Annotated in this window: 26 protein-coding genes; 10 read left to right on the top strand and 16 right to left on the bottom strand. The window is 36.8% G+C overall.

The window, feature by feature from the left end:
* Positions 1-701 precede the first annotated feature (701 nt).
* The 6 genes from ACZZZC_RS05510 to ACZZZC_RS05485 all read left to right on the top strand — a co-directional run bounded on the left by ACZZZC_RS05510 (position 702) and on the right by ACZZZC_RS05485 (position 8,244).
* Entirely contained in the window at positions 702-3,119 is a 2,418-nt protein-coding gene (locus ACZZZC_RS05510) for an alpha/beta hydrolase family protein (RefSeq protein ID WP_463486695.1), read from the top strand.
* Between the two features lie 160 nt (positions 3,120-3,279).
* Positions 3,280-4,167: a DnaJ C-terminal domain-containing protein gene (locus ACZZZC_RS05505; protein ID WP_463485158.1), complete on the top strand. Its 888-nt coding sequence runs from the start codon at positions 3,280-3,282 to the stop codon at positions 4,165-4,167.
* 5 nt (positions 4,168-4,172) lie between these two features.
* Entirely contained in the window at positions 4,173-4,469 is a 297-nt protein-coding gene (locus ACZZZC_RS05500) for a chaperone modulator CbpM (RefSeq protein WP_463485157.1), read from the top strand.
* A gap of 104 nt (positions 4,470-4,573) precedes the next feature.
* The gene (locus ACZZZC_RS05495) at positions 4,574-6,145 is read left to right on the top strand and encodes a helicase HerA-like domain-containing protein (protein ID WP_463485156.1); all 1,572 of its coding nucleotides are present in this window, start codon (positions 4,574-4,576) and stop codon (positions 6,143-6,145) included.
* Positions 6,146-6,280: 135 nt separating this feature from the next.
* A complete protein-coding gene (locus ACZZZC_RS05490) occupies positions 6,281-7,180 on the top strand; it encodes a nucleotidyltransferase family protein (protein WP_463485155.1) in 900 nt (299 codons plus the stop codon).
* Positions 7,171-8,244: a phosphotransferase enzyme family protein gene (locus tag ACZZZC_RS05485; RefSeq protein WP_463485154.1), complete on the top strand. Its 1,074-nt coding sequence runs from the start codon at positions 7,171-7,173 to the stop codon at positions 8,242-8,244. Before ACZZZC_RS05490 ends, ACZZZC_RS05485 begins: the two co-directional genes overlap by 10 nt.
* 64 nt (positions 8,245-8,308) lie before the next feature.
* Here the strand turns inward: ACZZZC_RS05485 and ACZZZC_RS05480 are convergent, their stop codons facing one another.
* Together ACZZZC_RS05480 and dnaK are read right to left on the bottom strand one after the other, a co-directional pair.
* Positions 8,309-8,800 (bottom strand): hypothetical protein, encoded by a 492-nt coding sequence (locus ACZZZC_RS05480; protein WP_463485153.1) that lies wholly within the window; start codon positions 8,798-8,800, stop codon positions 8,309-8,311.
* 378 nt (positions 8,801-9,178) lie between these two features.
* Entirely contained in the window at positions 9,179-11,083 is a 1,905-nt protein-coding gene (gene dnaK / locus ACZZZC_RS05475; protein WP_056848543.1) for a molecular chaperone DnaK, read from the bottom strand.
* Positions 11,084-11,814: 731 nt separating this feature from the next.
* Between dnaK and ACZZZC_RS05470 the strand changes: the two genes are divergently transcribed.
* The gene (locus ACZZZC_RS05470; RefSeq protein WP_463485152.1) at positions 11,815-12,177 is read left to right on the top strand and encodes a DUF1304 domain-containing protein; all 363 of its coding nucleotides are present in this window, start codon (positions 11,815-11,817) and stop codon (positions 12,175-12,177) included.
* A 164-nt stretch (positions 12,178-12,341) separates the two neighbouring features.
* On the opposite strand, the gene ACZZZC_RS05465 is transcribed toward ACZZZC_RS05470, so the two are convergent.
* Positions 12,342-13,529 (bottom strand): class I SAM-dependent methyltransferase, encoded by a 1,188-nt coding sequence (locus ACZZZC_RS05465; protein WP_463486694.1) that lies wholly within the window; start codon positions 13,527-13,529, stop codon positions 12,342-12,344.
* A 280-nt stretch (positions 13,530-13,809) separates the two neighbouring features.
* Here ACZZZC_RS05465 and ACZZZC_RS05460 point away from each other — a divergent pair, with 280 nt between their 5' ends.
* From ACZZZC_RS05460 to ACZZZC_RS05450, 3 genes are all read left to right on the top strand, one after another.
* Complete coding sequence (locus ACZZZC_RS05460; RefSeq protein ID WP_463485150.1) at positions 13,810-15,546, top strand: GMC oxidoreductase; 1,737 nt, start codon at positions 13,810-13,812, stop codon at positions 15,544-15,546.
* An 11-nt stretch (positions 15,547-15,557) separates the two neighbouring features.
* The gene (locus tag ACZZZC_RS05455) at positions 15,558-16,190 is read left to right on the top strand and encodes a gluconate 2-dehydrogenase subunit 3 family protein (RefSeq protein ID WP_463485149.1); all 633 of its coding nucleotides are present in this window, start codon (positions 15,558-15,560) and stop codon (positions 16,188-16,190) included.
* Positions 16,191-16,265: 75 nt separating this feature from the next.
* Positions 16,266-17,684 (top strand): TlpA family protein disulfide reductase, encoded by a 1,419-nt coding sequence (locus tag ACZZZC_RS05450; protein ID WP_463485148.1) that lies wholly within the window; start codon positions 16,266-16,268, stop codon positions 17,682-17,684.
* On the opposite strand, the gene ACZZZC_RS05445 is transcribed toward ACZZZC_RS05450, so the two are convergent.
* The 13 genes from ACZZZC_RS05445 to rpsE form a co-directional block, all read right to left on the bottom strand.
* Positions 17,685-18,554, bottom strand: coding sequence for a glycoside hydrolase domain-containing protein (locus ACZZZC_RS05445; RefSeq protein ID WP_463485147.1), 870 nt, complete (start codon positions 18,552-18,554; stop codon positions 17,685-17,687).
* An 86-nt stretch (positions 18,555-18,640) separates the two neighbouring features.
* The gene (gene rplQ, locus ACZZZC_RS05440; RefSeq protein ID WP_265799048.1) at positions 18,641-19,174 is read right to left on the bottom strand and encodes a 50S ribosomal protein L17; all 534 of its coding nucleotides are present in this window, start codon (positions 19,172-19,174) and stop codon (positions 18,641-18,643) included.
* Positions 19,175-19,293: 119 nt separating this feature from the next.
* Complete coding sequence (locus ACZZZC_RS05435; protein WP_056848536.1) at positions 19,294-20,286, bottom strand: DNA-directed RNA polymerase subunit alpha; 993 nt, start codon at positions 20,284-20,286, stop codon at positions 19,294-19,296.
* An 85-nt stretch (positions 20,287-20,371) separates the two neighbouring features.
* Positions 20,372-20,980 carry a 30S ribosomal protein S4 gene (gene rpsD, locus ACZZZC_RS05430; RefSeq protein WP_056848535.1) on the bottom strand — a complete coding sequence of 203 codons (609 nt, stop codon included), beginning with the start codon at positions 20,978-20,980 and terminating at the stop codon, positions 20,372-20,374.
* A 61-nt stretch (positions 20,981-21,041) separates the two neighbouring features.
* On the bottom strand, positions 21,042-21,431 hold the full coding sequence (gene rpsK, locus ACZZZC_RS05425; protein ID WP_010599885.1) for a 30S ribosomal protein S11: 390 nt from the start codon (positions 21,429-21,431) through the stop codon (positions 21,042-21,044).
* Between the two features lie 151 nt (positions 21,432-21,582).
* Positions 21,583-21,960 (bottom strand): 30S ribosomal protein S13, encoded by a 378-nt coding sequence (gene rpsM / locus ACZZZC_RS05420; RefSeq protein ID WP_010599886.1) that lies wholly within the window; start codon positions 21,958-21,960, stop codon positions 21,583-21,585.
* A gap of 70 nt (positions 21,961-22,030) precedes the next feature.
* Positions 22,031-22,147: a 50S ribosomal protein L36 gene (gene rpmJ, locus ACZZZC_RS05415; RefSeq protein ID WP_010599887.1), complete on the bottom strand. Its 117-nt coding sequence runs from the start codon at positions 22,145-22,147 to the stop codon at positions 22,031-22,033.
* Between the two features lies 1 nt (position 22,148).
* A complete protein-coding gene (gene infA, locus ACZZZC_RS05410; protein ID WP_010599888.1) occupies positions 22,149-22,367 on the bottom strand; it encodes a translation initiation factor IF-1 in 219 nt (72 codons plus the stop codon).
* 71 nt (positions 22,368-22,438) lie between these two features.
* Positions 22,439-23,224, bottom strand: a complete 786-nt coding sequence (gene map, locus ACZZZC_RS05405) for a type I methionyl aminopeptidase (RefSeq protein WP_463485146.1) — start codon at positions 23,222-23,224, stop codon at positions 22,439-22,441.
* A 99-nt stretch (positions 23,225-23,323) separates the two neighbouring features.
* Complete coding sequence (gene secY / locus ACZZZC_RS05400; protein ID WP_056848533.1) at positions 23,324-24,664, bottom strand: preprotein translocase subunit SecY; 1,341 nt, start codon at positions 24,662-24,664, stop codon at positions 23,324-23,326.
* A gap of 7 nt (positions 24,665-24,671) precedes the next feature.
* Complete coding sequence (gene rplO / locus ACZZZC_RS05395) at positions 24,672-25,118, bottom strand: 50S ribosomal protein L15 (protein ID WP_056849255.1); 447 nt, start codon at positions 25,116-25,118, stop codon at positions 24,672-24,674.
* A gap of 136 nt (positions 25,119-25,254) precedes the next feature.
* A complete protein-coding gene (gene rpmD, locus ACZZZC_RS05390; RefSeq protein ID WP_010599892.1) occupies positions 25,255-25,434 on the bottom strand; it encodes a 50S ribosomal protein L30 in 180 nt (59 codons plus the stop codon).
* 4 nt (positions 25,435-25,438) lie between these two features.
* The gene (gene rpsE, locus ACZZZC_RS05385; RefSeq protein ID WP_056848532.1) at positions 25,439-25,957 is read right to left on the bottom strand and encodes a 30S ribosomal protein S5; all 519 of its coding nucleotides are present in this window, start codon (positions 25,955-25,957) and stop codon (positions 25,439-25,441) included.
* Positions 25,958-25,961: the final 4 nt, after the last annotated feature.

Here is a 25,961-nt window from a genome sequence, read left to right as displayed (position 1 = left end):
ATTTTTTTCAACCAAACTAACATTTCACTAAATTGTTTTCCATAAACAAAAGACAAAAAAAGTCCTGTGAGCGGGTGATCCGCGGAGGGCAGGCACACCATAAAAAGGGAAATCCTTTTAAAAAAATGATAGCCACTTATTTCAAAATGAGTGGCTATTCTTATTTCTATTGATCTAAGTCGTTTAGCCTATCTACTTCAATGCTTGATGGTTGATTGTCAAAAGCATAATAATTATTTTGAAATCATTTATTAAATTCATCCTTCAATTATCTACCATTGCCATTATTATTTCCGTCATTGCCTGTCGACGGCAGGCAATGACGACTATCTTTTTTAATAATTTTTATCTCCAAAAACCATGAACGGTCGTCATCCTCAGCTTGCCTGGGGATCTGAATCCCATTTCCTTTATACTGCATTAAGATTCCCGCCTTCGCGAGAATGACGAGGTGTCTGATAAAGAAGAGCTGCTTTCGCAACTTGGAAAACATAAAGCGGCCAAATCCTGCGTTTATGTAAAAAAACTGGGAGATATTAATATAGAAGTATTAAAATTAGTTATAAAAAACTCCATAACTGCTATCCAAAATCAGTATCCGGCGTTAACGAAATAAACATTGTTGTAAATAAGAAGTTACGCTTAGTAAAATTAAATTTTCCAATATTTGAACTTCTCATATTTCAACTAAAACCAAGGAAATGATTAAAAAACTACGATTTTATTTTTTAATAGCAGGAGTGTGCATTTCAATCCATGCAAATTCGCAAGATGCTATTAGTTATCAAACTCCTCCAAAAGAAATAGCCGATTTACTACTGGCAAAACCTACTCCGGGTGTAAGTATAGATGGTAAAGCCGAGTGGATATTATTTAGCGAACGCAACTCTTATCCTTCTGTTGAAGAGTTGGCGATGCCAGAATATCGTATTGCGGGATTAAGGCTAAACCCCAATAACTATTCACCTAGCAGACAGAACTATATAAACAATTTCAGTCTGAAAAATATCAAATCAAACCAGACTTTTCAGGTTACCGGTTTGCCAAGTCCGCTGTATGCAGGCAACATAAGCTGGAATCCAGCGGAGAACAAAATTGCTTTTACAAACACTACACAGAAAGGTGTTGATTTATACGTGATTGATATGGCGACAAAAAAAGCCATGAAAATTAACAAAGCATTTTTAAACGTCGTTTTAGGAAGCGGATTAACCTGGTTAAATGATAATACCATTGTTTATCGCACGGTGACTAAACCAGCAAGTGCAGCACCAACAAAACCATTAATGCCGAAAGGTCCAACCATCCAACAAAACTTAGGAAAGGCTGCTCCAAGTGCTACCTACCAGGATTTGATTAAATCTCCTTTTGATGAGCAACTGTTCGAATTCTTTGCGACTTCGCAACTGGTTAAAAATACTGCTGGTGTAGAAACGCCTATTGGCAAGCCAGCCATTTATCAACGCGTAAATATCTCTCCAGATAAAAACTACATGATGGTAGAAACCATTCGCAAACCGTTTTCTTACCTGGTTTCGGCTTTTGGCTTTCCATCAACAGTAACCATTACCGATTTAACGGGTAAACCGGTAAAAGTTATTGCCGAATTACCATCATCAGAAGGAACGCCTTCAGGTTACGATAACACACAAAATGTGGCTCGCGGCTTTGATTGGAGAGATGATGAACCTGCAACCATCGTTTGGGCGAAACCGCTTGACAGTGGCTTAATCAAAAAGAATGTACCATTCCATGATGCGGTTTATGCTTTAAGTGCTCCATTTACCGGAACAGAAAAAGAATTGTTTAAAACGCAAACTCGTTTCCGTGGAGTACAGTGGGGCGATGCAAACCTTGCCTTAATTATGGAAGGCTTGAGAAGCAAACAAACTTCGAAAGTGAGCAGATACAACCCAGCAACAGGAGCTGTTGAAGAACTATATAGTCGAAACCAAACAGATGCTTACGGAAATCCAGGCTCGCCTGTTACCGTAAAAAATAAGTATGGCCGCCAGGTGATTAAAACTGTTGATAACGGCACAAAATTATTGATGAATAATCCTGTAGGCTCGTCAGAAAAAGGCGATTTACCTTTCTTAGCTAAATTTGATTTATCAACCAAAAAGAATGAGATCATTTGGCGCAGCGCAGAAGGAACTTTTGAATATGTGAGCGACGTAATTAATCCTGATAAATTGGTTTTACTTACCCGCAAGGAAAGTCAGAAACTTGTTCCTAATTATTTCATCAAAAATTTAATGCTTCGGATAGCAGATCAGCCAATCACTGATTTTGCAAACCCATATCCTTCGCTAGACGGCATTACCAAAGAAAAAATATCTTACAAACGTGCCGATGGTGTAGATTTAACTGGCGACTTATATTTACCAAAAGGTTATAACAAAGAAAAAGACGGACCATTACCAACATTGATTTGGGCTTACCCACGTGAGTTTAATTCTGCAGCAGATGCTGCCCAAATTCGGGGCTCGAAAGATAAATTTACCGCCATTAGTTGGGGTTCACCAATTTATTGGGTAACTCGGGGATATGCCATTTTAGATAATGCAGAAATGCCAATCGTAGCAAAAGATGGTAAAAAGCCTAACGATACTTTTATAGAACAGTTAAAGTTAAATGCAGAAGCTGCAATAAAAAAGCTATCTGATTTAGGTGTTGGAGATAAAAAACGGATGGCTGTAGGCGGCCATAGTTATGGTGCTTTTATGACCGCTAATTTATTGGCCCACACCGATCTTTTTGCAGCAGGAATTGCCCGAAGTGGTGCTTATAACCGAACTTTGACGCCATTTGGCTTTCAAAATGAGGAACGCACATACTGGCAGGTACCACAATTGTATTATGAGATGAGTCCTTTTAGTTATGCAGACAAGATAAAAACACCGCTTCTATTAATTCACGGTGATTCTGATGATAACCCAGGAACATTCCCAATTAACAGTGAGCGTTTGTTCAATGCCATAAAAGGTGCAGGCGGAACTACACGTTTTGTATTCTTGCCTTATGAAGCGCATGGATACCGTGGTAAAGAAAATATCCTCCACACCCTTTGGGAAGAAGACCAATGGCTGGAAAAATATGTTAAAGGCAAAAAATAATTTCTCTTTATCGTTATAATTTAAAAGCTCCGAAATTTTTCGGAGCTTTTTTTATGCCCAATGAATTCCGAATCATTTTTTATTCCAAAAATTCTGTCATTTAGACTTACATTTATCTCATCAAAATTGAACATTACAACTACTTATTTGTTTAAATGCCATGGACTATATCGATTACTATAAAATCCTTGATTTAAAAAAAGATGCCTCAACTGATGATATCAAAAAAGCATATCGAAAGTTAGCCAGAAAACATCATCCCGATTTAAATCCAAATAATGAAGAGGCCAACAAAAAATTCCAGCAGATAAATGAGGCCAATGAAGTTTTAAGTGATCCTGATAAGCGGAAAAAATACGATAAGTACGGAAAAGATTGGCAGCACGCTGATCAGCTAGATGCACAGGAACAACAGCGCCGGCAATATCAGTCTCCAGGTGGTGGTAGCAGTTACTCTGGCGGTTTTGGCGGAGAAGACTTCTCTGATTTTTTTTCATCCATGTTTGGCGGCGGTGGCGGTCGCAGCAGTCGCAATTCTCCATTTAAAGGGCAGGATTATAATGCCGATTTACAGCTTAATTTAGTAGATGCTTACACTACGCACAAGCAAACTTTGACGGTTAATGGAAAACAAGTTCGTATCAGCATTCCAGCTGGAGTAGAAAATGGACAAAAAATTAAATTGACAGGATATGGAGCGCCAGGCGTAAATAATGGCCCTCCCGGAGATTTATACATCAAATTTAATATCAGCGACCATCCCCGATTTAAAAGAAAGGGCAATGATATTTATATACAGGAAGAGGTAGATTTATACACTGCAATTTTAGGAGGAGAAAAAATTGTTGAAACCCTTAACGGAAAAGTGAAATTAAAAATACCCGAAGGTACCCAACCTGATACCACCTTACGTTTAAAAGGAAAAGGTTTTCCTATTTACAAAAAAGAAGATCAATTCGGTGATTTATATGTAAAGTGGCAGGTTAAGTTGCCGACCAATCTTAATCCTGAACAAAAAGAATTATTCGAAAAACTTTCCAAAAGCTAACCAATATGGAAAACAATCTGATATCAATTGAGGATGTTTGCGTACATCATCAGGTACAAATAAATTTTATTCAGTCTTTAGAAGACTTTGGTTTGATTCACACTACAGTAATCAAAAAAAGCATTTGGCTGGATAGTGATGAACTTTCAAAGCTGGAAAAATATCTGCGTTTGAGCCACGATTTAGACATTAACCTGGAAGGCTTGCATGCTGTTGCTCATTTATTAACTCAGTTAAACGATATGCAGGAAGAGATTCTATCTCTCAGAAACGAACTAAATTATTATAAGCAAATCAATTAATTAGCAAAGACAATCGTTTGTGCAAAAATTTGCCGTAAAAGCAGCGACCAAAACGCATTCTTTTTAAGATTAGTTTCTTAAATTGGCAATCTAATTTTTAAAAAATGAGTGATTTGTCTTCCAGGTTCATCGAAAAAATAAAATTATCTTATGCACCAACTGGCTCTTATATTTATTTAGGAGCAGGAATGTTAGATGGGGAAGTTTACGGAGCTGCAGAAGTAAACCTGTCTTTAAAGATGATGAATAGACATGGGCTCATTGCTGGTGCTACCGGTACCGGAAAAACAAGGACACTACAGTTACTTGCGGAGCAACTTTCAGATGCGGGTGTTCCGGTTTTCATGTTGGATGTAAAGGGTGACTTATCGGGTTTAAACCAAGCGGGAACCATCAATCCAAAAATTGAAGAACGATCTCAACAGCTAAATAAAGCTTTTTCTCCTTCGGGATTTCCATTAGAAATATATTCTTTGTCTGGCAAAATGGGTGCTCAAATGAGGGCTACCGTTTTGGAGTTTGGGCCTACCCTTTTATCAAAGGTGTTGGATTTAAACGATACGCAATCGGGCGTAATGGCAGTAATTTTTAAATATGCCGACGACAATAAAATGCCGATTATTGATTTAAATGATTTAAAAAAGCTGGTTTCTTATCTTTCTGAAGGTGCTGGTGCAGCAGAAATTAAGGAAAGTTACGGCAGCATTTCTACCTCAACATCTGGCACCATTCTTCGAAAAATTGTGGCCATTGAGCAGCAGGGTTTAGGCGGAATGTTTGGAGAAAAATCATTTGATATCCAGGATTTATTTGAACGTGTAGATGGAAAAGGAATAATTAGTCTGTTAAATATTTCAGATGTTCAAAACCAACCCGTTTTATACTCCACCTTTTTATTGAGTTTATTAGCAGAGTTATTTAATACAATGCCCGAGGTTGGCGATTTGGATAAACCAAAACTCGTGTTCTTTTTCGATGAAGCCCATTTATTATTTAAGAATTCATCGAAGGCTTTTTTAGAGCAAATCGAAACCATAATCAGATTAATCAGATCAAAAGGAATTGGCGTTTTCTTTTGTACACAAGCGCCAACAGATGTACCCGAAAGTGTGTTAGGACAGCTCGGCAACCGAGTGCAACATGCTTTGAGAGCATTTACACCAAACGATGTGGATGCACTTAAGAAAACGGTAAACACTTATCCAAAATCAGAATTTTACGAAATCGATAAGGTATTAACTTCGCTGGGTACTGGTCAGGCATTAATTACGGTACTGAATGAGAAAGGAATCCCTACAGAAGTTTCGGCAACCATGCTTACCCCTCCGCGGGCATTGATGGGTCCGTTGACTACTGCAGATTTTGATAAAGTGATTCAATCAAGTCAGATGTATGCGAAGTACAAAGACGCGATCGACCCGGAGAGTGCTTATGATATTTTAACCAAACGAATTAACGAACAAACTGCCGCGGCCGAACAAGAGAAACAAGAAGTTGAGGCAAAAAAACAAGAGGAAGCCGAAAACAAACCAAAGCCTGGTGAAAAAAGTATTGTTGAACAGGTAATGGGCGCTACAATTACACGCCAAATTGGTAAAGAAATTGTAAGAGGAATTTTCGGTATGCTAACAGGGAAAAAAACAAGAAGTAAAAGCGGTGGCTTCTTTGGTTTTTAAGATAAATTTAATGCAATAGTACAAAACACCTATATAATAATTAACGCTCAAAAGAGTATTTTCGCGATGTAATGTTCTCTAGCTACTGATATTAATTGTAGCAAAAGAGATTAGATCATAAAAAAAAGATAAAGAATGAAACCTACCTTATTAATACTGGCAGCTGGAATGGCAAGCCGTTATGGAAGTATGAAACAAATTGATGGCTTTGGCCCGAATGGCGAAACCATTATTGATTATTCAATCTACGATGCTATTAACGCTGGCTTTGGTAAAGTTGTATTTATCATTAAAGAAGAATTTGTAGAAAATTTCAAAGCTATTTTCGAACCTAAACTCCAAGGAAAAATTGAAACAGACTATGTTTTTCAAAACTTCGACTTAAAGCAGTTTGGTATCGAGGAAGAAATTTACAGAGAAAAACCATGGGGAACAGCTCACGCTATTTTATCTGGCAGAGAAGCAGTTAAAGAGCCATTTTGCGTAATTAACGCTGATGACTATTATGGCTTTGATGCTTTCAAAAAGATGGCTGACTTTTTAAATAACGAAGCTACAGATAGCAATTTCTCGATCATTGGTTATGAAATAGGAAAAACACTTTCTGAGTTTGGAGCCGTATCAAGAGGAGTTTGTAAAGTAGATGAATCGGGCAACTTAACCGAAATTGTGGAACGTACAAAAGTTTACCCTAAAGATGGAAAAATTTTCTATGAGGAAGATGAAGAAGAATTTCCATTAGATTTTAGCACACCAGTTTCAATGAACTTCTGGGGCTTTACTCCTGCTGTTTTCAAAATTACTGAAGAATTATTTGTTGAGTTTGCAAAGGCAAACAAAGATAAACCTAAAGCAGAATTTTTTATTCCTTTAATTGGCGAAAACCTGGTTAAAAGTAATACCGCAACTTTTAAAGTAGTACCAACTTCTAACAAATGGTTTGGTGTAACCTATAAAGAAGATAAACCTTTCGTTCAGGATTCTATTGATCAATTGGTTAAAAACGGAACATATCCGACCAAATTATGGAGCTAGATTTAGACTCTGAAGTTTTAAGCGCATACGGATATACCAAAGAAAATATTCAAATAACACAAATAGGTACGGGTTTAATTAACCGTACTTATTTGCTTTCGCCCCTATCGGAAGACAAAAAGTATATCCTTCAAAACATTAATACTTCGGTTTTTAAAAATCCACAAGCAATTGCCAATAATCTCAAAGCAATAGCTGATTATTTATCAAAAAATTACAAAGATTATCTATTTATTAAGCCAATTTCTACCCTAAGTGGCGAAGAAATGGCTTTAATTCAGAACGAATATTGGAGGATGCTGCCATTCGTTTCTAATACAGTTTCGCTTGACGTATTAAGTGATCCGAAACAAGCTTATGAAGCAGCAAAACAATTTGGAAAATTAAGCAGGTTATTAAATAATTTCAATACCACCTCACTTAAACCTACCATACCAGGCTTTCATGATTTGGGTTTGCGTTATGAGCAGTTTATGCTGGCTTTGAACCAAACCAGCAAACAATTTAAAGGCTTGGCGAAGCTAGAAATAGACAGTGCGCTCCATCACCGCTATATTCTTGATTATTACAATTCCTATGCGCATCGTGGCGACTTTCCTGATCGTGTAATGCATCACGATACAAAAATCAGCAACGTACTTCTAGATGCCGAAACTTATATCGGTGTTTGCGTAATCGACCTTGATACTATTATGCCTGGGAAATTCATTTCCGACTTAGGCGATATGATGCGTACTTATCTTTGTGCTTATTCGGAAAATGAAACTGATTTAAGCAGAATTAAGATCAGGCTCCCTTATTTTGAAGCCATGGTTAAGGGTTATTTATCAGAAATGAAAAGCATCCTTACTGAGACTGAGAAAGAACTCATTTTATTTTCAGGAAAATATATTATATACATGCAAGCCCTGAGATTTTTGACCGATTATCTCAATGGAAACGTGTATTATACTATCTCATACCCTACACAAAACTTAGATAGAACAAAAAATCAATTTAAGCTACTAAGCGAACTGTCTGAAAATGAAAAAGTTTTACAGGGAATGATTGAAGAGTGTTTATAATCTATATTCGGTTTGCTAAGCCAACTGGCGATGAAATTGATTAATGATTTCACATAGCTAACAGCTATTTTTTGGATTTGGTACTAGGATCAATCTCATCTATTGCCTTGCCCGTTATTTGGGATGATAGCAGCATAATAATTTCCGAATAATCTGATTCATATTCTTCAATTTCAAGTAGAACACCAAATTCTTCATCCTTTATCCTTACTCCATTGTCACTTACACCACTTCTAATCAATTTTCCATTATCATAATATTCAAAGGCAAATGTCATTGACGTTTCGCTTATTAAAAACTTTAATACCTTTCCATGTTTATGGAAGTTTTCTAGTTTTAAATTATAGACTATTAAAACGTCACTAAAGGTTAATAAAGTTCCGCTTAAAATTTCAGTAACAAACATTTCGTCATCATTTTCAAAACTACTGGTTGCATTCTCAAAAGCAAAATCACCATTAACTTCGGTAACAGTAGAAATATTTAACTGTTGTGCTCCTCTTAAAACATTTGATATTTTAGCGCCAATCGCAATTCCGTATACATTTAATCCCATAATGAGTTACTTTGATAAACTTTCAGAAAAGGTACTAAACTCTATTCTAATTATTCATTTTTAGCAAAAGCTATTCTAAAATACCTAATCGTATTATCCCTAAACCCGATTGTAGTGGCATACTTTTGGTTTTTTCTGCCAAAAGATAAAGCGGGGCTGCAGTTTCCGAAAAGTACCGAACCGTTCATTTCCCCAAAAAAAAAGTCGTCATTGCGAGGTACGAAGCAATCCTACAACTTTAGATGAAATAACAAGCGCATTAAGATTGCTTCGTACCTCGCAATGACGACTTATAATAAAAGCGTCCCGATTTTCACATCGGGACGCTTTTATTTTATACTCCCAAGACTTTCGCCTCAGGACTGAAGACTCAAAGACTTATTTCTCTTCTTTTACTTCTTCGAAATCAACATCAGTAACATTGTCACCGCCACCTTGAGGCTGACCATCAGCTTGTGGTTGCTCACCACCTTGAGGCTGACCGCCATCTTTGTACATTTCTTCAGAAGCTACGTTCCATGCTGCTTGCAATTCAGCAGAAGCTGCATCGATATCTGCGAAGTTACGAGATAAGTGAGCTGCTTTTAATTTCTCTAAACCAGCTTCGATTGGCGCTTTTTTATCAGCAGATAATTTATCACCAAACTCTTTCAATTGTTTCTCAGTAGAGAAGATTAAAGCATCAGCACCGTTGATTTTATCAGCTTCTTCTTTTTGCTTAGCATCATCTGCTGCATTAGCTTCAGCTTCTTCTTTCATTTTTTTGATCTCAGCATCAGTTAAACCTGAAGATGCTTCGATACGGATTTTTTGCTCTTTACCAGTAGCTTTATCTTTTGCACTTACGTGTAAAATACCGTTCGCATCAATATCAAAAGATACTTCTACTTGAGGCACACCACGAGGTGCTGGTGGAATACCATCTAAAATGAAACGACCAATTGTACGGTTTTGGCCAGCCATTGGGCGCTCACCTTGTAAAATGTGGATTTCTACTGAAGGCTGGTTATCAGCTGCAGTTGAGAAAGTTTCCGATTTTTTAGTTGGGATAGTTGTGTTCGACTCGATTAATTTAGTCATTACACCACCCATAGTTTCGATACCTAATGATAAAGGTGTAACGTCTAATAACAATACATCTTTTACATCACCAGTTAACACACCACCTTGAATAGCAGCACCAATTGCTACAACCTCATCAGGGTTAACACCTTTACTTGGCTCTTTACCGAAGAAAGCTTTAACAGCATCCTGAATTGCAGGGATACGAGTTGAACCACCTACTAAGATAATTTCGTCGATATCGCTTGTGCTTAAACCAGCATTTTTCAATGCAGATTTACAAGGCTCAATAGTACGTTTGATTAAGCTATCAGCTAATTGCTCAAATTTAGCACGAGATAATGTACGTACTAAGTGTTTAGGGCCGCTAGCATCAGCAGTAATATATGGCAAGTTAATTTCTGTAGAAGTTGTGCTTGATAACTCAATTTTAGCTTTCTCAGCAGCTTCTTTTAAACGTTGTAATGCCATTGGATCTTTCGCAAGGTCCATGCTGTTTTCTGATTTAAACTCTTCAGTTAACCAATCGATAATGATGTGGTCAAAATCATCACCACCTAAGTGAGTATCACCATCAGTAGATTTTACTTCGAAAACGCCATCACCTAATTCTAAAACAGAAACGTCATGTGTACCACCACCGCAATCGAACACAACAATTTTCATGTCTTTGTGTGCTTTATCTAAGCCATAAGCTAAAGCAGCTGCAGTTGGCTCGTTAATGATACGTTTTACAGTTAAACCTGCAATTTCACCTGCTTCTTTCGTAGCCTGGCGTTGTGCATCATTAAAGTAAGCTGGCACAGTAATAACTGCTTCAGTAACTTCCTGACCCAAGAAATCTTCAGCAGTTTTTTTCATTTTTTGTAGAATCATTGCAGAAATCTCCTGTGGAGTATATTTTCTGTCGTCGATTTCTACACGAGGTGTGTTGTTATCACCTTTAACAACTTTATAAGGTACACGTCCAGCTTCTTTCGCACTTTCGTCGTAGCTGTTACCCATAAAGCGTTTAATCGAATATATCGTTTTTGTTGGGTTGGTTATAGCCTGACGTTTAGCAGGCTCGCCAACTTTACGCTCACCGTTTTCTGCAAAAGCAACAATAGACGGTGTAGTACGTTTACCCTCACTGTTCGCGATAACTACAGGCTCATTGCCCTCCATTACGCTCACGCAAGAGTTTGTTGTTCCTAAGTCTATTCCAATAATTTTTCCCATTGTATTTTTGTTTTCTCTTTTTAAAGTATTATAATTTCTACAGCTATTAAACAATGCTTGTGCCAATTGGGTTTTGGCAGAAATTATTGCTAAAAGACTGATAAAATGTAAAAAATGATGTCTTTTATTACTGACAGCATGACAGAAAGAAGACTAAAGGTTAAAGCTGAAAGACTAAAGTGAAAGGCAATTTAAATAATTTGAAAACGAACAGTAGTAGTTCTTCGGAATCACCTGTCCCGCTGTACGTTTCAATCTTTTATTTGTAGAGTTGACAACTTTCTTCCTTATCAGCTATTAAAGTTGTCAACTCTCAAAACAAATAAAAGTATTTTCACTCCCATCGGGTTTATGAACGCAGTTTGTAGCTTTTGGGATCGTTTCCCCTACCACAACCTTTCAAAGTAGCAAGAATTGGCCTCAGCCTGAGTGGCGAAAATCGTTGAAATCGTTATCAAATCCTTTTACAAACCACAAACTAAAAGAATTTGCAGGCTGTGTAGTCGATTTAGAGCAAAGGCAAAGCCCTCAAATTAGTTTCAAAACGATTTGACGCCTTTTTACCCAATCAGGCGCAAGCTTTGATTATTCATTAGTGTCTATTTTTTTTTAATGGTATTCATGAGCTCTCAGAAAAGCTCGGTTTTTGTTTCTTTTTATCAAGAAAAAGAAAAAAGCCTGTCTGGCCAAGACAGAATTTATTGTACCTTCAATTACCAAATCAAATTATCATGCAATTAGCAGCACAAATCATCATTGGCCTGGTGGCCGCCATTCACATTTATATTTTATGGCTGGAAATGTTCGCTTGGACAACCAAAGCTCCAAAAGTTTTCAAAAGCATCCCTGAAGAGTTATTCCCAAAAACAAAAACACTGGCCGCAAACCAAGGCCTGTACAACGGTTTTTTGGCGGCTGGTTTAATTTGGTCGCTCTGCATTACCGATCATCACTGGAGACTATACGTCGCGATATTTTTCTTAACCTGTGTAATCATTGCAGGTATTTACGGCGCCACAACAGCGAGTAAGAAAATTCTTTATGTACAATCTATCCCAGCATTGGTAGCCATGATTCTATTGCATTTGAAATAATTTAATAACATCGACATCTAACCATATAAGACATTTAAGTTCCATTTAAGTGCTCGGCTTATATTTTCTTACATTTCTTATATGGTCATTTTTTTTCTGAACTAGCTCTTGAATAAAAAGTTCGTTGAAACGGTCGTCATTGCGAGGCACGAAGTAGGCAAATCCTATAGATTTAAAAGTCGTTCCAAATGATGATAACCAATTCCAAAGTAGGCTTTACTTGCTTTAATTTTCTCGAGGATTTCTTCTTTATTCTTTGCTCCTTTATCCTTACTCTTAATCCCTACAACCAGTACATTCTTTGGCGTGTGTGCATCAGAAATAAATTCGAAAACTTTCGTTTTATAACCGAAGTATTCCAAAATTAAAGCACGAATACCATCGGTCACCATTTCAGCCTGACGTTCTAAGAAGATGCCATATTTAGTTAAAAATGAAACATCGTTTTTCACTTTGTTTTGCTCAATTTCTCTTCTGATTTGTTTATGGCAACATGGTGCAACAACAATTAATTCAGCATTGGCTTTGATGCCTTTATATATCGCATCATCCGTGGCGGTATCACAAGCATGGAGTGCAATGAGCAAATTCACATCTTCAGCGTTGTAATCTTCAATGGTTCCCTGAACAAAATTAAGGTGATCGTAAGCAGATTTACTGGCAACTGAATTACACAAATCAACCATATCTTTGCGATACTCTACCCCTACCACTTCAGAATTTAACTTTAAAACTGAATGCAAATAATCATACAAGGCAAAAGTTAAATAACCTTTACCCGAGCCCATATCAGCAACTTTTTTAATGGTTCCCTCAGGCAGTTCCTTAATTAACGAACTTAAAATTTCAACGTAATGGTTAATCTGACGGAACTTGTCCTGTGCATTTTTAAAAACCTTTCCATCAGTATCAGTAATCTTTAGTTCTGTTAAATATGGTTTCGACTCCGGTTTTATCAATCTCGATTTCTCTTTATCATGATTCTCTGTCGGAACTTCTTTCGTTGAAGCTTTCGTTTCTCTCAAAACAATTTTACCATTATTCAGCTCTTCAAGAATTAAGTCTCTTTCGGTGGTAAAAAGTGTTCCGATTTTAAAACCAGTTGTCAGGTATTCAGAAATTAAATTAATACCTTCATTCAGATCAAGATTCTTCACCACATCACGGGTTTTGTACCGGAATGTGAAAGTCAATTTACTTTCTCGTTTAATCAAAACCGAGCGAACCAGAATTTGCTTTAGCGCTTCTTCATTTCCTTTGTAATTACCCAGGGAAACTTTCACAAAGTTTTTAGAAGATAAGCTTAAATCTAAAGCGGAAGTAAATTGTTCAATCTGTTCTGAAAATACCATCTATAATTAATAAAACACAAAGATAATTCATTTTATTTGGAGATTAGCGAGGTCTAAATAATGTAACAATGAAGCGACTATTTCAGCTTACCACTTAATTAACTGATTAAGTATGATATCAAATATCCGTCTCTAATCAAATGAAGCAAAATATTTTCCTAATACGATTTAGTTCATACTAAAATGAAGTTTACTCAGAAATCATCTAAATTGAACAATTGCTTTTATTTCCTAAAAATTAGCTTTAGATTAGGATATCATTTAATTCTAACCAAAACAAATGAGTGAATTTCAAATAAAAAAATCGCCAACGGTGTATGATGCTATTATTGTAGGATCTGGAGCTGGTGGTGGGATGGCGGCATACGTTTTAGCGAATGCCGGACAAAAAGTTTTAATGCTTGAGGCAGGGCAATATTTCGATCCAAGAATAGATGCCCATCAGCTGAAGTGGCCTTGGGAATCTCCACGAAGAGGAGCAAGTACGGTCCGTCCGTTTGGCGATTTTGATGCCTCATATGGCGGCTGGGAATTAGAAGGGGAACCCTACACTACCAAAGATAAAACGGAATTTGAATGGTTCAGATCTCGAATGCTTGGCGGCAGAACGAATCACTGGGGAAGAATATCGCTCAGAATGGGTCCTCTGGATTTTCAGGCAAAAGATGGTTTAACAGATGATTGGCCAATTACCTACGATGATGTTAAACCATTTTACGATAAAGTTGATCGCTTGATTGGCATTTATGGTACTAAAGAAGGACTACCAAACGAGCCTGATGGCATCTTCATGAAACCACCAAAGCCAAGATTAACTGAATTATTTATCAAAAAAGGAGCTGATAAAGCAGGCGTTAAAGTGATTGCTGGTCGTGGATCGGTATTAACAGAACCATTACCCAATAACAGCGACAGGGCACCTTGTTTTTATTGTGGCCAATGTGGAAGAAGCTGTAAGGTTTACGGCGATTTCTCTTCTTCTTCTTGTTTGGTTATCCCGGCTGTAAAAACTGGGAATTTAACGGTTATTACTGATGCCATGGTGCGTGAGGTAATCACTGATAAAGATGGGTCGGCGAAAGGGGTTTCTTATGTAAATAGAAAAGATTTACAAGAATATCAGGTAAATGGAAAAATGGTTATCCTTGGTGCCAGTGCTTGCGAATCTGCCCGTATTTTATTGAACTCGAAATCTTCGTCACATCCTAATGGCTTGGCAAACAGCAGTGGCATTGTGGGTAAGTATTTACATGATTCTACCGGCGTAAGTGTTTCAGGTTTCCTTCCGCAGTTAATGGATAGAAAACGTTATAATGAGGATGGTTTAGGAAGTGTACACATCTATTCGCCATGGTGGCTGGATAATAAAAAACTCAATTTTCCTCGAGGATATCACATCGAGTACTGGGGCGGTATGGGTATGCCAGCTTATGGTTTTGGGGGCGGTGTAACGCAAATGAATGGCATGGTTCCAGGTAGAGATGGAAAAATGAAAGATGCCGGCGGCTACGGAAAATCATTAAAAGATGATTACCGTCGTTTTTATGGCACCACCGTTGGTATGGCAGGCCGAGGAACCGCAATAGCCCGGGAAGATAACTATTGCGAAATTGATCCAAATGCAGTTGACAAATTCGGAATTCCAGTTCTCAGGTTTCACTATAAATGGGCAAAGGAAGAAATTCTACAGGCTAAACACATGCAGGATACTTTCCTTCACATGATGAAAGAAATGGGTGGCGTGGTTACGTCAGAAATCCAGGGGCCAGAAACCAATTATGGTTTATTACCTCCTGGAAAAATCATTCACGAAGTGGGTACTATCCGCATGGGCGATGACCCGAAAAAATCAGCACTGAACAAATATTGCCAGGCACACGATTGCAAAAATCTTTTTGTTGTTGATGCAGGTCCATTTGTACAACAAGGTGATAAAAACGCAACCTGGACTATTCTTGCGCTCTCCATGCGTACGGCAGAATACATTTTAGCGCAAAAGAAAAAACAAAACATTTAAAGAATTACAACATGAACAGACGTGATTCCCTAAAAGCAATTGGCTTAACAGCAGTAAGTACTGCAGTGTTATTAGAAGCCTGCAAGCAACCCGAAAACACCGGCGACAAACCTATTCCACAAGAAACGAAAGCAGAGGCTGGACGTGAACAGTGGGAAATAGACCGGGATAAAGAACTAAAAGCGGAAACTTATTTCACTAAACATGAAATGGCAACCATAACTGTTTTAGCAGATATTATAATTCCTAAAGATGATGTCTCTGGAAGTGCCTCTGATGCCAAAGTACCAGAGTTTATTGAATTTATTGTAAAAGATATCCCCGAACATAAAGTGCCTATGCGTGGTGGCTTAAAATGGCTGGACGTTTATTGCTTCAATAAATTTAGCAGATCTTTTGTAGATGCTTCTGCAGAACAGCAAATTTCAATTATTGATGAAATTGCCTATCCAAAAAAGGCGAAACCTGAAGTTCGGGCAGGCGTTACTTTTTTTAACCGAATGAGAAGCTTAACGGCTTCTGGTTTCTACACTACAGAAATCGGTGTGAAAGATATTGGTTATGCAGGAAACGCACCAAACCAATGGACTGGTGTACCAGCTGATGTATTGAAGCAATATGGAATGGAAAATGTAAAAGTTTAATTTTCCTCTTCAGTGAAGCCAGAAACCCAATTCTGGCTTCTTTAATTTAATAAGCTAAATAACCTCAATTAAAAAATGAAAAAATTAACCCTGTTATCTTTCCTTGTGTGCATAACCTACAGTGTATTTGCACAGAATAGCCCTAGCCAACACGCCAACTATTTTAATGGTTTCCAACGCACAAAAGATACAAATCCTGATTCAGCGATTTACTTTCTCACCAATTTGGCAATGCTTGAATCAAATGCAACTGATGATTTGTTGCACAACAGTTTTGCTCAAAGTTTTATGCTCGGATCAAGAGAAGAGTTATTGAAAGATCCCGAATTCCTTGCTCACCTCAAAAAATTCAACGTTACGGTTGATTCTGCCCGACGTAAGTTTGCTGAAGAGCAATTTAATGCTTACATCATTCTCGACAAAACAAAAAACAGTGTAAATAAACAGATCAAGGAAAATATCTATCCTATTTGGAAATGGGTTGAAGCTATGAAAAATAAAGACAATGCCATCGAACTACAAAACATAGGTAACGAATATCTATCCTACCTAAATGAAGATTCTGACTTTTACAATCAAAGGAAAGCAAGATACGGTTTGATGATTTCGGGTATAATGAATAAGAGTGATCAGCTGAAGCCTCTGGCGGTTAAATTACAAGATTTGATTTACGATAATCTAAAACAATATATAAGTACTCACTCTACACAAAACGAGCTGTCGCGAGAGGAAAAAATGGACCGGGCATGGTATAGATACATGTTCGCTTCCATAAATTTTATTTCTGCAGGCAACACGATAGATAAAGCCGATCAAATTAAGTTCTTAAAATTGGCTTCTGAATTCAGCCCTGATGCGCTAGACAACACCGTTAAATATGCCTATTTTTACGATATGTTTTTTCTTTTTAACAAAGAGAAATATTCTTTCGAAGAAGACTATTTAGCTACGATAGCAAGCGATGACGACAAGCTTAAAATGGTTATGGCCATGTCTATGAAAGATCCAAAATATAAAGCAAGTGCCAAGGCCTTATACAAAGAACGTGGCAAGTTTGGTGAATATTGGTTAACTGAATTCAATAAAAACGGCAAAATTGCCCCTATATTTTCGTTGGCGAAATTGGATGGAAGCTTATATCAGATGGTAAACAACAATAATCAATGGACATTAGTAGACTTTTGGGGTACTTGGTGTTCGCCATGTAGGAAAGAGCATCCCGATTTGCAAAGCACGTACCAAAAAACTCAAGATGGCAAATTGCCGAACCTAAATATTATCACTATTGCAAGTAATGACAACGAACAGGCTGTTAGGGCTTACATGAAAGAGTTTAGTTATACTTTTCCCGTTGCTATGTCAGATAATCAAATAGAAAGTGCGTACAAAGTCGCTTCATGGCCATCGAAATTTTTGGTTAGTCCGCAAGGAAAATATGTGGTAATCCCCTTTGGTGTAGATTGGCAAAAATATATAGCTGATTATATTAATTGATCATGGTCTACCTTTTTTAGAGAAAAGTTGAGAGTCTATTACCTCGGTTTTATAGGCTTTAAATCTTTTCTCTAATTTTTTCTTCCCGTCTTTAATATCCATTGGTGATACTAATATGGTAAAATCAAAAACCAATATTTCACCTTTCTTACACTTCACTAATCCTGTAGAGAAATCAGTAAGCATTGAACTTCCCTTAATATTAATTTGCAATACATCTTTATCTTCATTTCGCCAGCCATTTCTAATATGGTGGCTATCTGCATTTTTATACTGATCAAAACTTATAAAAAGCGCCGCATTATCATTTCCAATTAAAACTTCTGGCTTAACTTTATCTACCATTTTCCAGCTCCACTTTACGGTATCTGGTCTTATATTTCCGTCGTTTCCTAATCCCACTAAGTACTTTGAGGCATTTTTTTCAAATGGAATATGGAAGTTAATATTTGAAAAGTTAATATCATTTAAAGCTTTCAGTTCTACATGAAACTTAGCAATCCCATCTGCATTCATTACAGCCTGTACGTGGTGTAACATATTGGCAGAAGAGCTTGTAGCATCCCAGGAAATGGAATTTGAACTTTCGGATAATATGTTAAATGTGTTTGCAACTACCTTCTCCTGTATTTTAGAAGATGTAAACAGATGAAAATGTATGGGCTCATAAAACAAGTTGGTAGATTTATCACCGAAAGCTTTTAAATCAGAATCATAGTAGGATTGGATTTGCTTTGGAAAACCATCAGTATTAATTTCTAATTTTCTACCGGAAATAGATATTACTTTATCAGCAACAGATATTACTTTCTGCTGAGCTATACTTGAAAAGCTCAAGAAAAGTAGAATAATGAAGAATGACTTGTTCATTTTAGGGGTTACAATTACAATCCAATATAAACAAAAAAGTCCTGCTCTTTCGAACAGGACTTTTTAAAATTTTAAAGCAGAATAAATTATTCTCCTTTTGGTTCTTCAGTAGCAGGAGCTTCTTCAGTAGTAGCTTCTGGAGCAACTTCTTCAGCAGTTTCAGCTTTCGCTTCAGCAGCTTTAGGAGCAGCAGCAGTTTTACTTCTACCACGACGAGTAGTTTTCTTCTCTTCTTTAGCCTCTACATCTTTACCGTAAACTTCGTTATAATCTACCAATTCAATTAAAGCCATCTCAGCGTTATCACCTAAACGGTTGTTTAATTTAATGATACGAGTGTAACCACCTGGACGATTTGCAACTTTCTCAGCTATTTCGCGGAATAAAATAGTTACTACTTCTTTATCTTGTAAGTAAGCAAATACAGTACGACGTGAGTGAGTAGTATCATTTTTTGATTTAGTGATAATTGGCTCAACATAAGTACGTAAAGCTTTTGCTTTAGCTAAAGTTGTTGTAATTCTTTTGTGCAAAATAAGTGATGATGCCATATTGGCTAACATCGCTTTTCTGTGACTTGCAGTTCTACCTAAGTGGTTTACTTTTTTACCGTGTCTCATTGTTTTTTTATAAAGTGTATACCGTCTCTGTCTCAGAGGGAATTATACACAGTGAATATTATTATATTTATAGAAGAGTTTGGATTCAAGACTAATGACTCCGAACTCTAGACTATTTTTTATTCTTCGTCTAATTTAAATTTAGACAGGTTCATACCGAAAGATAAACCTTTTGATTTTACTAGTTCTTGAATCTCTGTTAAAGATTTCTTACCGAAGTTTCTGAATTTCAACATATCAGCAACATCGTAAGATACTAAATCAGCTAAAGTACGGATATCAGCAGCTTTTAAGCAGTTTAATGCTCTAACTGAAAGATCCATATCCACTAATTCAGTTTTAAGGATTTTACGCATGTGTAAAATTTCTTCATCCACTTCTTTAGTTTCTTCTTTTGCTTGAGATTCTAATACCAAGTTCTCATCAGAGAATAACATAAAGTGTTGGATAAGAATCTTAGCCGCTTCTTTTAATGCTTCTTCTGGATGAATTGAACCATCAGTTGAAATATCTAATACCAATTTCTCATAATCCGTTTTTTGTTCAACACGGAAGTTTTCAATTGTGTATTTAACATTTTTCATTGGTGTGTAGATCGAATCGATCGCGATAACACCTACAACAGCATCAGCAACTTTATTTTCTTCAGCAGGTACATAACCACGTCCTTTATTGATGGTTAATTCCACTTCTAAAGTTACAGATTTGTCCATGTTGCAAATAACATGCTCAGGATTTAAAACTGTAAAGTTGTTAGAGAATTTAGTGATATCACCAGCTTTGAATTGATCTTGGCCGTTAACAATGATGAATACTTTTTCAGCATCACCAGAATCACCAGTTTTCTTAAAACGAACTTGCTTTAAGTTTAAGATGATATCAGTTAAATCTTCTACAACACCTTTCATGGTAGAAAACTCATGCGAAACGCCTGAAAAACGAATAGTAGTAATAGCATAACCTTCTAATGAAGAAAGTAATATTCTTCTTAAGGCATTACCAATTGTTACACCGAAACCGGGCTCTAAAGGACGAAATTCAAATGTGCCATCGAAATCTGTTGATTTCTGCATGATCACTTTATCAGGTTTCTGAAATGCTAAAATTGCCATTTATAATTTTTTAAATTCGTTATTGAATATATAGTAACAAGAAAAAAGTTAATTACCCTTTCGAGGTAATTAACTATCTTATTTATTACTTTGAGTATAACTCGATGATTAAGTTTTCCTTAATGTTTTCAGGAATTTCATCACGTTGTGGGTAGGTTAAGAATTTACCAGTTAATTCACCAGCATTCCACTCTAACCAAGAGAACTTATTAATTGTTCTACCTGCAACTGAGTTACTAATTGATTCTAATGATTTTGATTTCTCACGAACCGCAACAACATCACCAGCTTTTAACTGATATGAAGGGATATTTACAACTTCACCATTCACGGTTACGTGTTTATGGCTAACTAACTGGCGTGCACCAGAACGGGTTGTTGCAATACCTAAACGGTAAACTGTGTTATCTAAACGTGCTTCTAATAATTGAAGTAAGTTATCACCTGTAATACCAGCACGTGAAGATGCTTTTTTAAACAAGTTACTGAACTGCTTTTCTAATACACCATAAGTATATTTTACTTTTTGTTTCTCCATTAACTGGATTGCATACTCAGATTGTTTTCCTCTCCTTTTTGAAACGCCATGTTGGCCAGGAGGATAATTTTTTCTGTCTAACACCTTATCAGGACCGAAGATTGGTTCTCTGAATTTACGGGCGATTTTTGATTTTGGGCCTGTATATCTTGCCATTTTTTTCTGTTTTTAAAGTACCATTCAGCCTGTAACTGAAGATTCTTAGCTTTAAAATTAATTAAACTCTTCTCTTTTTAGGAGGACGACATCCGTTGTGAGGAAGTGGAGTAATATCTTTGATAGATGTTACTTCGATACCTGCTACTTGCAAAGTTCTGATTGCAGATTCACGACCTGAACCAGGACCTTTTACAAACACTTCAACTTTACGTAAACCTAAATCAAATGCAACTTTACCGCAATCTGAAGCTGCTTGACCAGCTGCATACGGTGTGTTCTTTTTAGAACCTTTAAAGCCCATTTTACCAGCAGAAGACCATGAAATAGTCTGTCCGTTGTTGTTGGTTAACGTAACGATGATGTTGTTGAAAGTAGCATTGATATGTGCCTGACCAACAGGCTCAATTACAACGATACGTTTTTTTGTTACTTTTTTACTCTTAGCCATGTTATCTTTTAGATTTTAGATATGAGACTTGAGATATGAGACTTTCTCTACCCCGATACTCAATATCCTACTTTTTATCTTTTGTTCCAGATTTGAGCAGATTAAATAGACATGATACTCACATCTAAAACCTCAATCTCCTATCTATCTATTACTTAGTAGCTTTTTTCTTGTTAGCAACTGTTTTTCTCTTACCCTTACGAGTACGTGAGTTGTTTTTGGTACGCTGACCACGAGAAGGTAAACCTTTTCTGTGACGTAAACCACGGTAACAACCAATATCCATTAAACGTTTAATGTTTAATTGAACCTCTGATCTTAAAGCACCTTCTACTTTAATTTCATCGTTAATCATTGTACGGATTGCTGATAACTCATCATCAGACCAATCTTGCACTTTCTTGTTTAGATCGATACCTGCAGTAGTTAAAATACGTTGTGCAGTAGTTCTCCCAATACCATAGATATAAGTTAAACCAATCTCTCCTCTTTTGTTTCTTGGTAAATCAATACCTGAAATCCTTGCCATATTTATTTATCTTTTGAAGTAATTCCGAACGGCGGGCCACCGTTGTGCGGTACATTACAATGTTTTTTAATTACCCTTGACGTTGCTTGTATTTAGGATTTTTCTTGTTAATAACGTAAAGTTTACCTTTACGGCGAATAATCTTGCAATCAGCGCTACGTTTTTTAATTGATGATCTAACTTTCATTTTATTTGTATCTATAGGTTATGCGCCCTTTTGTTAAATCATAAGGCGACATTTCCAGTTTTACTTTGTCACCAGGAAGAATTTTGATGTAGTGCATCCGCATCTTTCCTGAAATATGAGCAATAATCTCGTGTCCGTTCTCAAGTTCTACTCGGAACATCGCATTCGATAATGCTTCTCTTATTACTCCGTCTTGTTCAATTGAGGCTTGTTTAGCCATATTTTGTTGATTGTTACTTAATTAGCTGCTTCTAAACAGGGTTGCAAAATTAAATAAAAAATTTTAATTATTTATTTTTTTTGTTGTAAAACTTCTTCAATTAATGAAAACGTTGATAAAACGTCTGCTTTGCCCTTTTTTATCGCCACCGTGTGTTCAAAATGTGCTGATGGTTTATTGTCTTTACTCGTCACCGTCCATCCATCATTGTGAAACAGTACGCCAGCAACACCGGCATTGATCATCGGTTCAATAGCAATCACTAATCCTTCTTCCAGTTTCGGACCAACACCGCGTTTCCCATAATTTGGAACCTCTGGTTTTTCGTGAAGCTTTACACCAACACCATGCCCTACTAACTCTCTTACCACACCAAAACCGTGAGCTTCTGCATGCTGCTGAACAGCAAAGCCGATATCTCCAACACGCATTCCGCTTACCGCCTTGTCAATTGCTAAATCAAGGCAATGTTTGGTTACCTCAACTAACTTTTGTTTTTCGGCATCAACTTCTCCAATAGAAAATGTATAAGCCGAATCGCCAAAGTATCCGTTCTTGATCACACCACAATCCACCGAAATTAAATCACCCTCTCGTATGATGTATTCGCTCGGGAAACCATGAACAACATGTTCATTTGGCGATATGCATAAAGAGTAAGGAAAGCCATTATAATTTAAAAATGCAGGTATCGCACCATGATCATTAATAAACTCAAATGCCAGCTTATCTAAGGCTAAAGTGGTGATGCCTGCCTTGATTACCTTTGCCACTTCAGCCAAAGTTTTTGAAACAAGCATTGAACTTTCTCTTATTAACTCAATCTCTTCAAGAGACTTGTAATAGATTCTAGACATTCATTTTAAGTTTCGAATGCGTAAATTGTAAATGAGTGAAGAGCTGTTGGGCCATTCACTCATTCTATCATTCAAAAGTTTTAATCAATTTTGTTCAGCCTACAAAGCTGCGTTGCTACTTGCAGCAGGTACGCCTGTTCTGCCAGTAACTCTACCAGTTTTCATTAATCCATCGTAATGACGCATCAATAAATAACTTTCAATTTGTTGTAAAGTGTCTAAGACAACACCCACTAAAATCAATAGTGATGTACCACCAAAGAAATGAGCAAATTCTTGTTTAATACCAAATTTCACCGCAATTGAAGGTAGTATAGCAATAATCGCTAAAAATACTGCACCTGGAAAAGTGATTTTAGAAATTACATCATCAATGAAAGTCGATGTTGCAAAGCCTGGCTTAACGCCTGGAATAAAACCACCATTTTTCTTCATATCGTCACTCATTTGAGTTGGATTTACTGTAATAGCAGTATAGAAGAAAGTAAATGCGATAATTAAAAATGCGAAAGTTAAGCTATACGCTAATGAAGTAGTATTGCTAAACTGAATTAACCATGAACCTTGCAATGAAGGAACGAATTGTGTTAAAGCACCTGGAATAAACATCAAAGCCTGAGCAAAAATGATTGGCATAACACCGGCAGCATTTACCTTTAATGGAATGTATTGACGAACACCACCAAACTGGCGGTTACCAACAATTTTCTTTGCGTATTGCACTGGTACCTTACGTACACCTTGTACAATTAAAATGGTAAACATTACCACTGCAAACAAGGCAACAATCTCTAAAACTAAGGCAACCGGGCCTCCACCTTCACTGGCAGAACCTACACGTGCACTAAACTCTTGAGAAATTGCAATAGGTAAACGAGCAATAATACCAACCATAATGATTAGTGAAGTACCGTTACCAATACCTTTATCAGTTATTTTTTCACCTAACCACATTACAAATAATGTACCTGCCGTTAATACAAACGTAGATAACACTAAAAATAAGGTATTTGGTAATAAAATAGCTTCTGCCGGAACCTGCGTTTTAACGTAACCTACAGATTGAACGATTGTAATCGCTACCGTAAGGTAACGAGTGATCTGGTTCATTTTCTTTCTACCACTTTCGCCTTCTTTCTGCATTTTTTGGAAAGAAGGAACAGCAATACCTAATAGTTGCACCACAATGGATGCAGAGATATAAGGCATTACCCCCAATGCTAAAATAGACACACGAGAGAACGAACCTCCGGCAAACATATCCAGAATGCCTAAAAGTCCTGATTTTTCGTTAGCGCCTAAAGCAGTTGGATCTACACCTGGCAAAACCACGTGAGATACAAAACGGTATACCAAAAGAATTAAGAGCGTAAACAATATACGCTCTTTTAATTCTTCAATTTTCCAGATATTACTTAAAGTAGTAAATAGCTTCTTCATTTAATAATTACAATTTTACAATTGAACCACCTGCAGCTTCAATAGCTTTTTGTGCGGTTGCAGAAAACGCATGTGCAGTTATTTCTAATTTTGCTTTTACTTCACCACGACCTAAAATTTTAACTAAGTCGTTTTTTGAAGCTAAACCATGCGCTTGTAAAGCAGCGAAATCAATAGTTGTTAAGTTATGTTTTTCGGCTAATGCTTGTAAAACATCTAAGTTAACACCAACATATTCGGTACGGTTAATTGGTTTGAAACCAACTTTAGGCACACGACGTTGTAAAGGCATTTGACCACCTTCAAAACCGATTTTGGTTTTGTGACCAGAACGAGAACCCGCACCTTTGTGACCACGGGTTGAAGTACCACCACGACCAGAACCTGTACCACGACCAATTCTTTTGTTGTTTTTTGTAGAACCTACTGCAGGTTTTAAATTACTTAAATTCATTTTTTTGAATTTGTGTTGCCCTTCGCTTTCACTAAACAGGTACAACGATAAATAAATAATGATTGAATTTTGAATGATTGAATGTTAGCAATTTGCCTATTCATTCACTCAAAACTCATTCATTTTGATAATTGTCTTAAATTGCTTCGATAGCTACTAAGTGGTTCACTTTGCGAACCATACCAATAATTTGTGGTGTAGCTTCTACCTCAACACTTTGATTCATTTTAGATAAACCTAAAGCTTGAACGGTTCTTTTTTGGCGCTCGCTTCTGTCGATAACGCTTTTTACTTGTGTTATTTTGATCTTAGCCATGATATTATCCGTTAAATACTTTGTTTAAATCTATACCACGAGTTTGAGCTACTGTATAAGCATCACGCATTTTTGTTAACGCATCTACAGTTGCTTTTACCACGTTGTGTGGGTTTGATGAACCTTTAGATTTTGCTAATACGTTATGAACGCCAGCACTTTCTAATACAGCACGCATCGCACCACCAGCAATTACTCCGGTACCTACTGCAGCTGGTTTGATTAAAACAAAACCACCTGAGAATTTACCGATCTGCTCGTGAGGAACTGTACCGTGTAAAATTGGAACTTTAACTAAGTTCTTTTTAGCATCATCCACACCCTTAGCGATTGCTTCTGTTACTTCTTTCGCTTTACCTAAACCGAAACCAACAACACCGTTCTCATCTCCAACAACAACAATTGCTGAGAAGCTGAAAGTACGACCACCTTTGGTTACTTTGGCAACACGTTGTATACTAACCAAACGATCCTTTAATTCGATATCGGTGGTTTTAACTCTTTTTATATTGATAGTTGACATCTTA

This window comes from Pedobacter sp. AC212, from assembly GCF_979258625.1.
This window is presented reverse-complemented; position numbering and strand designations above follow the sequence as displayed.

Coding starts and splice junctions, on each gene's coding strand:
- ACZZZC_RS05510 (WP_463486695.1), top strand. CDS start 702: ATGATTAAAAAACTACGATTTTATTTTTTAATAGCAGGAGTGTGCATT.
- ACZZZC_RS05505 (WP_463485158.1), top strand. CDS start 3,280: ATGGACTATATCGATTACTATAAAATCCTTGATTTAAAAAAAGATGCC.
- ACZZZC_RS05500 (WP_463485157.1), top strand. CDS start 4,173: ATGGAAAACAATCTGATATCAATTGAGGATGTTTGCGTACATCATCAG.
- ACZZZC_RS05495 (WP_463485156.1), top strand. CDS start 4,574: ATGAGTGATTTGTCTTCCAGGTTCATCGAAAAAATAAAATTATCTTAT.
- ACZZZC_RS05490 (WP_463485155.1), top strand. CDS start 6,281: ATGAAACCTACCTTATTAATACTGGCAGCTGGAATGGCAAGCCGTTAT.
- ACZZZC_RS05485 (WP_463485154.1), top strand. CDS start 7,171: ATGGAGCTAGATTTAGACTCTGAAGTTTTAAGCGCATACGGATATACC.
- ACZZZC_RS05480 (WP_463485153.1), bottom strand. CDS start 8,800: ATGGGATTAAATGTATACGGAATTGCGATTGGCGCTAAAATATCAAAT.
- dnaK (WP_056848543.1), bottom strand. CDS start 11,083: ATGGGAAAAATTATTGGAATAGACTTAGGAACAACAAACTCTTGCGTG.
- ACZZZC_RS05470 (WP_463485152.1), top strand. CDS start 11,815: ATGCAATTAGCAGCACAAATCATCATTGGCCTGGTGGCCGCCATTCAC.
- ACZZZC_RS05465 (WP_463486694.1), bottom strand. CDS start 13,529: ATGGTATTTTCAGAACAGATTGAACAATTTACTTCCGCTTTAGATTTA.
- ACZZZC_RS05460 (WP_463485150.1), top strand. CDS start 13,810: ATGAGTGAATTTCAAATAAAAAAATCGCCAACGGTGTATGATGCTATT.
- ACZZZC_RS05455 (WP_463485149.1), top strand. CDS start 15,558: ATGAACAGACGTGATTCCCTAAAAGCAATTGGCTTAACAGCAGTAAGT.
- ACZZZC_RS05450 (WP_463485148.1), top strand. CDS start 16,266: ATGAAAAAATTAACCCTGTTATCTTTCCTTGTGTGCATAACCTACAGT.
- ACZZZC_RS05445 (WP_463485147.1), bottom strand. CDS start 18,554: ATGAACAAGTCATTCTTCATTATTCTACTTTTCTTGAGCTTTTCAAGT.
- rplQ (WP_265799048.1), bottom strand. CDS start 19,174: ATGAGACACGGTAAAAAAGTAAACCACTTAGGTAGAACTGCAAGTCAC.
- ACZZZC_RS05435 (WP_056848536.1), bottom strand. CDS start 20,286: ATGGCAATTTTAGCATTTCAGAAACCTGATAAAGTGATCATGCAGAAA.
- rpsD (WP_056848535.1), bottom strand. CDS start 20,980: ATGGCAAGATATACAGGCCCAAAATCAAAAATCGCCCGTAAATTCAGA.
- rpsK (WP_010599885.1), bottom strand. CDS start 21,431: ATGGCTAAGAGTAAAAAAGTAACAAAAAAACGTATCGTTGTAATTGAG.
- rpsM (WP_010599886.1), bottom strand. CDS start 21,960: ATGGCAAGGATTTCAGGTATTGATTTACCAAGAAACAAAAGAGGAGAG.
- rpmJ (WP_010599887.1), bottom strand. CDS start 22,147: ATGAAAGTTAGATCATCAATTAAAAAACGTAGCGCTGATTGCAAGATT.
- infA (WP_010599888.1), bottom strand. CDS start 22,367: ATGGCTAAACAAGCCTCAATTGAACAAGACGGAGTAATAAGAGAAGCA.
- map (WP_463485146.1), bottom strand. CDS start 23,224: ATGTCTAGAATCTATTACAAGTCTCTTGAAGAGATTGAGTTAATAAGA.
- secY (WP_056848533.1), bottom strand. CDS start 24,664: ATGAAGAAGCTATTTACTACTTTAAGTAATATCTGGAAAATTGAAGAA.
- rplO (WP_056849255.1), bottom strand. CDS start 25,118: ATGAATTTAAGTAATTTAAAACCTGCAGTAGGTTCTACAAAAAACAAC.
- rpmD (WP_010599892.1), bottom strand. CDS start 25,434: ATGGCTAAGATCAAAATAACACAAGTAAAAAGCGTTATCGACAGAAGC.
- rpsE (WP_056848532.1), bottom strand. CDS start 25,957: ATGTCAACTATCAATATAAAAAGAGTTAAAACCACCGATATCGAATTA.